The following is a 7,493-nucleotide window of genomic DNA, read 5'->3' as shown; positions in this document are numbered from 1 at the left end:
TGGCTTGCCAGCGATGGCATCACCGCGGTACGACGAACTATCGCGTCGTCCGCATCGCTGGCAAGCCAGCTCCCACAGGTATTGCGTGTATCAGGAGCCGATGTAGCTGGTCTTCACGACCGTGTAGAACTCTTGCGCATAGCGGCCTTGCTCACGTGAGCCATAGGATGAACCCTTACGGCCCCCGAACGGAACGTGGTAATCGACACCGGCGGTCGGCAGGTTGACCATCACCATCCCGGCCTGCGAATGGCGCTTGAAGTGGTTGGCGTACTTCAGCGACGTGGTGGCGATACCGGCGGACAAACCGAACTCGGTGTCGTTGGCCATCGCCAGCGCCGCCTCGTAATCGGCCACGCGAACGATGTTGGCCACCGGGCCAAAGATTTCTTCACGGCTGATGCGCATCGACGCTTCGCTGTCGGCAAACAGCGTTGGCGCGAGGAAGTAGCCTTCGGTGTCGCAGGTCACCAGACCACCGCCGCTGACCAGACGTGCACCTTCGGACTGGCCGATGTCGATGTACTTCATGTCCTGTTCCAGCTGCGCCTGGGAAACTACCGGGCCGATGTCGGTGCCGGATTTCAGCGCGTGGCCGACCTTGATCGACTGCATGCGCTCGGCCATGGCTTCAACGAACTTGTCATGAATCCCGGCAGTGACGATCAAACGACTCGACGCCGTGCAACGCTGGCCGGTGGAGTAGAACGCGCTCTGCACCGACAGCTCGACCGCCTGCTTGAGGTCGGCGTCGTCGAGAATGATCTGCGGGTTCTTGCCGCCCATTTCCAGCTGAACCTTGGCCTGGCGCGACACGCAATTAACGGCGATCTGCCGACCCACGCCGACCGAACCGGTGAAACTGATGCCATCGACTTTCGGGCTGTTGACCAGCGCTTCGCCGACCACCCGACCGCTGCCCATCACCAGGTTGAACACGCCGGCCGGGAAGCCAGCGCGGGAGATGATTTCCGCCAGGGCCCAGGCACAACCCGGCACCAGATCCGCCGGTTTCAGCACCACACAGTTGCCGTAGGCCAGGGCCGGGGCGATTTTCCATGCCGGGATGGCAATCGGGAAGTTCCACGGGGTGATCAGACCGACCACGCCGAGAGCTTCGCGGGTGACTTCGACGTTGACGCCCGGGCGCACCGACGGCACGTAGTCGCCGGATAGACGCAGGCATTCACCGGCGAAGAACTTGAAGATGTTGCCGGCGCGGGTCACTTCGCCGATGGCTTCGGGCAGGGTCTTGCCCTCTTCGCGGGCCAGCAGGGTACCGAGTTCCTCGCGACGGGCGAGGATCTCCGTGCCGACTTTATCCAGCGCATCGTGACGGGCCTGAATGCCCGAAACCGACCAGGTCGGGAACGCGGCGCGGGCCGCATCGATGGCGGCGTGAACCTGCGTCAGGTCAGCCTTGGCGTAGTCGCCGATGGTGTCGCTCAGTTCGGACGGGTTGATATTCGCCGAGTAGTCGGCACCGGCGACCCATTCACCGTTGATGTAGTTGTCGTAGCGTTTTGCAGTTGTCACAGGGCAGCCCTCAAATCTCAAAGCCTTTACGCAAAAAGCCGCTGATTACTCAGCGGCCGCGTTTTTGTCGGGTGTTACTGCGCACCTTGCTTGTCGATCAGCGCAGCCAGCATTTCGTACTCTTCGCCGGTCAGGTCGGTCAGCGGTGCCCGCACCGGGCCTGCGTCATAGCCGGCGATTTTCGCGCCTGCCTTGACGATGCTCACGGCGTAGCCAGCCTTGCGGTTGCGGATGTCGAGGTACGGCAGGAAGAAGTCGTCGATGATCTTGCCGACGGTGGCGTGATCGTCGCGGGCAATCGCGTGGTAGAAGTCCATCGCGGTTTTCGGGATGAAGTTGAACACCGCCGACGAGTAAACCGGCACGCCCAGTGCTTTGTAGGCAGCGGCGTAGACTTCCGCGGTCGGCAGGCCGCCGAGGTAGCTGAAGCGATCACCGAGGCGGCGACGGATCGACACCATCAACTCGATATCGCCCAGACCGTCCTTGTAGCCGATCAGGTTCGGGCAGCGCTCGGCCAGTCGCTCCAGCAATGGCGCAGTCAGGCGGCAGACGTTGCGGTTGTAGACCACCACCCCGATGTTCACCGATTTGCACACGGCTTCAACGTGGGCGGCGACGCCGTCCTGACTGGCTTCGGTCAGATAGTGCGGCAGCAGCAACAGGCCTTTGGCGCCCAGGCGCTCGGCTTCCTGGGCGTACTCGATGGCCTGACGGGTCGAACCGCCGACACCGGCCAGAATCGGTACGCTGCTGGCGCAGGTGTCGACGGCAGTCTTGATGATTTCCGAGTATTCGCTGGCGGCCAGGGAGAAGAACTCACCGGTGCCGCCGGCGGCGAACAAGGCTGAAGCGCCATACGGAGCCAGCCATTCCAGACGCTTGATGTAGCCCGCGCGGTTGAAATCGCCCTGCGCGTTGAAATCGGTCACCGGGAACGACAGCAGGCCGGCAGAGAGGATGGACTTCAGCTCTTGTGGATTCATTATTCGAACACCCTGGGTAGCAACGTTTTTTGTGAGTTTTATGATTCAGCCAACGCTGAAGTTGTAGGTCATCGTACAACTTAAAAGACAACCGTCAACTGCATTTCATCGTTGCCCCGCACTTTTTGTCGGACAAGATTCCTTCTTGACGTAGGAAAAATCTGGTCTAGGCTCGATTCAACTGTATATACATACAGTTAAAAATAAATTCACCGACGACATATCAAGGAGCCAGAAATGTCCGGACTGCATGCAAAGCCACAGGAACGACCCAACCCGGTCGTCGCTCGACTCGATGATCTTTTCACTGTAAAAGGCATCCACTTCAACGCCGACAATCCGCATCTGCTGCTGCACATCGCCGACGCCCACAGCGATGTCGCACCGGCCACCGCCCTCCCCGGCAGCGCCTTGAACATTCGACCGCCACTGCGTTTCGAAGGCGCTGAACACACAGCCATCGGCGACAACACCTTGCTGCGCTTCAGCGAAAATGCCGAACCGATCCGCGCGCAAAACAAGCCCTTGCACTTGCCCAATGGCCTTGCGCTGACCTACGGCCAGGTGGTGGCGCTGGCTGGAGATTTCTACGGTGTGGTCGATCGACCGATCAACGAAGGCGCGACCCCGGCTGATCGCCTGAACCGCTTCCATGCTGCATTTGATTCTCTCGCCGTGCTGCCGGCCTCCCGGGCCGAGGCCACGCAGATTCTCGCGGTCATGCAAAAGGAGATCGACGCGGTCAAACAGGCGATCAAGGACGGCAAAGCACCGCACGAAGCCTACGACGCGCTCGGAGATACGTTGTCCGAAGAGTGGAACAAGCTCACCGGCGGTGGCAGTTTCGTCTCCGCACTGTTTCCGCTTGGGCGCTATCTGAAACTGGCGGCGAACAACACCGACCACTTCGGCGAATGGGCCAGACTGGCCTACATCGCCGGGCACACGGGCGCCTTGCAAACCGCCGTCGCAGCCCGCGCCAATCACGATGAGCAGCAACTGGAACGGGCCTACGCGATGAACGCGTTTGCCGACCACTTCCTCACCGACCTGTTCTCTGCCGGCCACCTGCGTGTGCCACGCAAAGAGATGGCGGCGGTGGTCACGCCGAGCGATCTCGGCTCGCTGGTCACCCGTTTCATGCACGACGAGGACAGCAAATTCGGCCTCAAGGTGCGCAACGCCCATGGCGATCAATGGCGCGCCTACGGCGACAAACGCTACTTCGACGCCAGCGACGCGGACAACCGCACCCAGGTCAATCTGGCGGTGCAGGCTTCGGCGGATGAAATCTTCGCCGCCTACCTCAGCGGCAACGTGCCCGCCCCTTCAACGTTTGCCGCGCTGCAACGCCTGCCGGATCTGACGGCGGTGCTGAATCTGTCCAGCAACTTCTCGCCGCTGTTCCGCGTCGAGGGCGGCAAGGTACTGCGGCGCAAAGATGTGAACAACCTCAACGACACCGCCACCATCGATGACTGGTGGGGCTGGAGCACGTACTTGCTGCTCAAGGACTACCACCCGACAGGCAACGTCAATCAGGGAGAATGAGCAATGACGATCACATTGAAACTGGAACTGGCGTCGGGGCAGTCGCTGCAGGGCGCACCGCTGGAGCTGCTGGCGGACGGCAAGCCGATTGCGCGAGGGATTGTGGATGAGGACGGTTTGGTGGCGTTTGCTGCCAGGCCGCGCAAAGCAAAACTGGCGGTGAGGGTGGATCGCTCGATATTGCCGCGCTGAATTCACCGGCCTCATCGCTGGCAAGCCAGCTCCCACAGTCACGGTTGTCGTACGCGAAAGCCGCTTCAACACTTCAACTTGGGGGAGCGTGGCTTGCCAGCGATGGCGGTATGTCAGGCGCACATAAACCGCCAGACACTCAGCCGCGCTGCGCCTGCGCCTCTTCATGGGCCTGGCGCAGCCTTTCACGGCTGTTGGTCAAATGCAGGCGCATCGCCGCCCGCGCCGCATCGGCATCCTGGCGGGCAATCGCCTCGTAGATTTCCTCGTGCTCACGGCTCAGGCGGTTCATGTAGTGCTGCTGATCATCGTGGGCCAGGCGCGCCGAATTCAACCGCGTACGCGGAATGATGCTGGTGCCCAGGTGGGTCATGATGTCGGTGAAGTAGCGGTTGCCGGTGGACAGAGCGATTTCCAGGTGGAAGGCGAAGTCCGACGCTACCGCATCGCTGGCGTGGGCCACGCTGTCGTTCAGTGCATCGAGGGCGGCGCGCATGGTCGCCAGTTGTTCGGGACTGCGACGTTGCGCGGCGAGGCCGGCAGATTCGACTTCCAGGCTGATGCGCAATTCGAGAATCGCCAGCACATCACGCAGGGTGACCACCGTGGCCGGATCGATACGGAAACCGCTCGGGCTTGGCGTGTCGAGCACAAAAGTGCCAATGCCGTGGCGGGTTTCAACTTGACCGGCCGCCTGCAAACGGGAAATGGCCTCGCGCACCACGGTGCGGCTGACGCCATGGGCTTCCATGATCGCCGACTCGGTGGGCAGTTTGTCACCGCGCTTGAGCAGGCCATCGCGGATCTGCTCGCTCAGCACCGTCACCAGTTCCTGGGCCAGGCTGCGGCGCTTGCGCGGGAGGCGAGGGGTGTCGATCGGGTTTTCCATGGTCAACGTCTGGTCTCGAAAATTCGGCTTGGTGAGCATCATAGCGCACGCGGGTTGTACGATCACTGTCGAGTCGAAGCACCGCCCCTGTAGGAGCTGCCGCAGGCTGCGATCTTTTTGATCTTTRAAAAAACAAACATCAAAAAGATCGCACCTGCGGCAGCTCCTACAAGCGCGGTGGGGCGTAAATGACAGGGATTTACGCCAAATCGCAGGCAAAAAAAACCCGGGTTCTGGGGGGTGAATCCGGGTTAAGACCATTAGGAGTAAAACAAAGGCACGCGGTCCCTTGGTACCTTTACCGGCACGGCACTTGGGGGAGATGCCGCCCGACAGTTCAAGTATTGATCAGTCTGGCGTTCAGTCCAGTTGAGCGGTCGGGGTTTTTAAACAAATTTGGAATACGTGCGCTTCAGTTGAGTTCTCATTGCCGCCTCAGCGTTCGCAAAATGAACAAGAAACACAGATATGGTCGGATGATCCGTGCATTTTTGTGCAAGTTAGGCATAATACGCGGCTTCGAATTTTGACCCCTACAGACCTTTTCTTATGCACAAAGAACCTCGTAAGGTCCGTGAGTTTCGTCGCCGTGAGCAAGAAATTCTCGATACCGCGCTCAAGCTGTTCCTCGAACAAGGTGAAGACAGTGTCACCGTCGAGATGATTGCTGATGCCGTGGGTATCGGCAAAGGCACGATCTACAAGCACTTCAAATCCAAGGCCGAGATCTATCTGCGGCTGATGCTCGATTACGAGCGCGATTTGAACGAGCTGCTGCATTCGGCCGATGTCGACAAGGACAAGGAAGCGCTGTCCCGTGCCTACTTCGAATTCCGTATGCGCGACCCTCAGCGCTATCGCCTGTTCGACCGTCTCGAAGAGAAGGTGGTGAAAGGCAATCAGGTACCGGAAATGGTCGAGGAACTGCACAAGATCCGTGCCTCGAACTTCGAACGCCTGACCTTGCTCATCAAGGGCCGGATCAGCGAAGGCAAGCTCGAAGACGTGCCGCCGTACTTCCACTACTGCGCGTCCTGGGCGCTGGTGCACGGCGCGGTCGCGCTGTATCACTCGCCGTTCTGGAGCAACGTGCTCGAAGATCAGGAAGGTTTCTTCCAGTTCCTGATGGACATCGGCGTGCGCATGGGCAACAAGCGCAAGCGCGATCCGGAAACCCCGAGCAGCTGAATCATTCAGCGGCCTTATTGCGCCATGATTTCGCTACATGACGCAGTACCGCAGGAATATACTCAGGCATAGGGCTTGCTAAAACTTGATTTGTGAGTCAAGTTTTAGCGGCTCGAAATTCTATCGCCGGAGTGATCATGATCGTTGACCGTCAAGGCAGGCGTTTTCGCAATTTGCGCATCAGCCTGACTTCAGCCTGCAATTACGCCTGTACCTACTGCGTGCCCAACGGCAAGCGGTTGGTGGCTGCGCAGGATGAACTGTCGGCCGAGGCCATGGCCCGTGGCGTGGCTTATCTGATCGAAGCCGCCGGCATCGAGCGCCTGCGCATCACCGGCGGCGAGCCGCTGGTCAGCCCCAAACTCGAATCTTTCATGAGCGCCGTCGGCAAGATGGGCCTGGAAGACATCAGCCTGACCACCAACGGTCAACTCCTGGCGAAAAAGCTGCCGCTGCTGGTGGACGCCGGTCTGCGCCGGATCAACGTATCCCTCGATACCTTGGATGCCGGCGCGTTCCGCAGCATCGCCCGTGGCGGCGATCTGGCGACCGTGCTCGATGGCATGGACCAGGCGAAAGCGGCGGGGCTGAAGATCAAGATCAACATGGTGCCGTTGCGCGGGCAGAACCTGGATCAGGTGATGCCGCTGCTCGATTACTGCCTGGAACGTGGCTACGAGCTGCGTTTCATCGAGTTGATGCGCATGGGCCACCTCGCCACTGACTCCAATGCCTTCCTGCAACAGTTCGTCAGCCTGCAGCAGTTGCTGAGCCTGATTGGCGAGCGTTATGAGTACGCACAAGCCGATGCGCCGGTGGACGCCACGGCCGTACGCTATGCGATCCCGGGGCTGGGCCATTTCGGTGTGATTGCCAACGAAAGCGTACCGTTTTGCAGAACCTGCTCGCGCTTGCGTCTGTCTTCGACGGGATGGCTGCACGGCTGCCTGTCGTCGAGCAACCGCCACTATGTCGGCGATCTGCTCGACAAGCCGCGTCATCAGGCATTGCCGGCGCTGCAGCGTTTGCTGGTCAAGGCGCTGGGCGACAAGCAGGAAGTGGCGTTCTCCGGTGGTGCGACCGTCATGAAGATTATCGGCGGCTGATCCCTTTTTTTCGCGAGCAGGCTCGCTCCCACAGGGTTTTTTTTT

The 7,493-nt window shown here is 60.2% G+C and carries 7 protein-coding genes; 4 read left to right on the top strand and 3 right to left on the bottom strand.

Going from position 1 to position 7,493, the window contains the following annotated elements:
• Positions 1–90 precede the first annotated feature (90 nt).
• Positions 91–1,536 carry an aldehyde dehydrogenase family protein gene (locus HT737_RS13045; RefSeq protein WP_095667498.1) on the bottom strand — a complete coding sequence of 482 codons (1,446 nt, stop codon included), beginning with the start codon at positions 1,534–1,536 and terminating at the stop codon, positions 91–93.
• 74 nt (positions 1,537–1,610) lie between these two features.
• Positions 1,611–2,522: a 5-dehydro-4-deoxyglucarate dehydratase gene (gene kdgD, locus HT737_RS13040; protein WP_047291262.1), complete on the bottom strand. Its 912-nt coding sequence runs from the start codon at positions 2,520–2,522 to the stop codon at positions 1,611–1,613.
• A 237-nt stretch (positions 2,523–2,759) separates the two neighbouring features.
• Between kdgD and HT737_RS13035 the strand changes: the two genes are divergently transcribed.
• Both HT737_RS13035 and HT737_RS13030 read left to right on the top strand, forming a co-directional pair.
• Positions 2,760–4,073 (top strand): phospholipase, encoded by a 1,314-nt coding sequence (locus tag HT737_RS13035; RefSeq protein WP_182402783.1) that lies wholly within the window; start codon positions 2,760–2,762, stop codon positions 4,071–4,073.
• A 3-nt stretch (positions 4,074–4,076) separates the two neighbouring features.
• A complete protein-coding gene (locus HT737_RS13030) occupies positions 4,077–4,265 on the top strand; it encodes a hypothetical protein (RefSeq protein ID WP_095667500.1) in 189 nt (62 codons plus the stop codon).
• A gap of 139 nt (positions 4,266–4,404) precedes the next feature.
• Here HT737_RS13030 and HT737_RS13025 read toward each other — a convergent pair whose 3' ends face one another.
• A complete protein-coding gene (locus tag HT737_RS13025) occupies positions 4,405–5,154 on the bottom strand; it encodes a FadR/GntR family transcriptional regulator (RefSeq protein WP_182402785.1) in 750 nt (249 codons plus the stop codon).
• Between the two features lie 549 nt (positions 5,155–5,703).
• Between HT737_RS13025 and HT737_RS13020 the strand changes: the two genes are divergently transcribed.
• Both HT737_RS13020 and HT737_RS13015 read left to right on the top strand, forming a co-directional pair.
• Entirely contained in the window at positions 5,704–6,342 is a 639-nt protein-coding gene (locus HT737_RS13020) for a TetR/AcrR family transcriptional regulator (protein WP_007950805.1), read from the top strand.
• A gap of 137 nt (positions 6,343–6,479) precedes the next feature.
• Positions 6,480–7,448 carry a GTP 3',8-cyclase MoaA gene (locus tag HT737_RS13015; protein ID WP_121186633.1) on the top strand — a complete coding sequence of 323 codons (969 nt, stop codon included), beginning with the start codon at positions 6,480–6,482 and terminating at the stop codon, positions 7,446–7,448.
• Positions 7,449–7,493 lie beyond the last annotated feature (45 nt).

This window comes from Pseudomonas sp. MD195_PC81_125 (assembly GCF_014060985.1).
GTDB lineage: Bacteria > Pseudomonadota > Gammaproteobacteria > Pseudomonadales > Pseudomonadaceae > Aquipseudomonas > Aquipseudomonas parakoreensis.
Note: the sequence above shows the minus strand (reverse complement) of the source record. Positions and strands in the feature narration are given on the sequence as shown.

Excerpts from the sequence above, each read along its gene's own strand:
- kdgD (WP_047291262.1), bottom strand. The coding sequence starts at position 2,522 with ATGAATCCACAAGAGCTGAAGTCCATCCTCTCTGCCGGCCTGCTGTCG.
- HT737_RS13035 (WP_182402783.1), top strand. The coding sequence starts at position 2,760 with ATGTCCGGACTGCATGCAAAGCCACAGGAACGACCCAACCCGGTCGTC.
- HT737_RS13030 (WP_095667500.1), top strand. The coding sequence starts at position 4,077 with ATGACGATCACATTGAAACTGGAACTGGCGTCGGGGCAGTCGCTGCAG.
- HT737_RS13025 (WP_182402785.1), bottom strand. The coding sequence starts at position 5,154 with ATGGAAAACCCGATCGACACCCCTCGCCTCCCGCGCAAGCGCCGCAGC.
- HT737_RS13020 (WP_007950805.1), top strand. The coding sequence starts at position 5,704 with ATGCACAAAGAACCTCGTAAGGTCCGTGAGTTTCGTCGCCGTGAGCAA.
- HT737_RS13015 (WP_121186633.1), top strand. The coding sequence starts at position 6,480 with ATGATCGTTGACCGTCAAGGCAGGCGTTTTCGCAATTTGCGCATCAGC.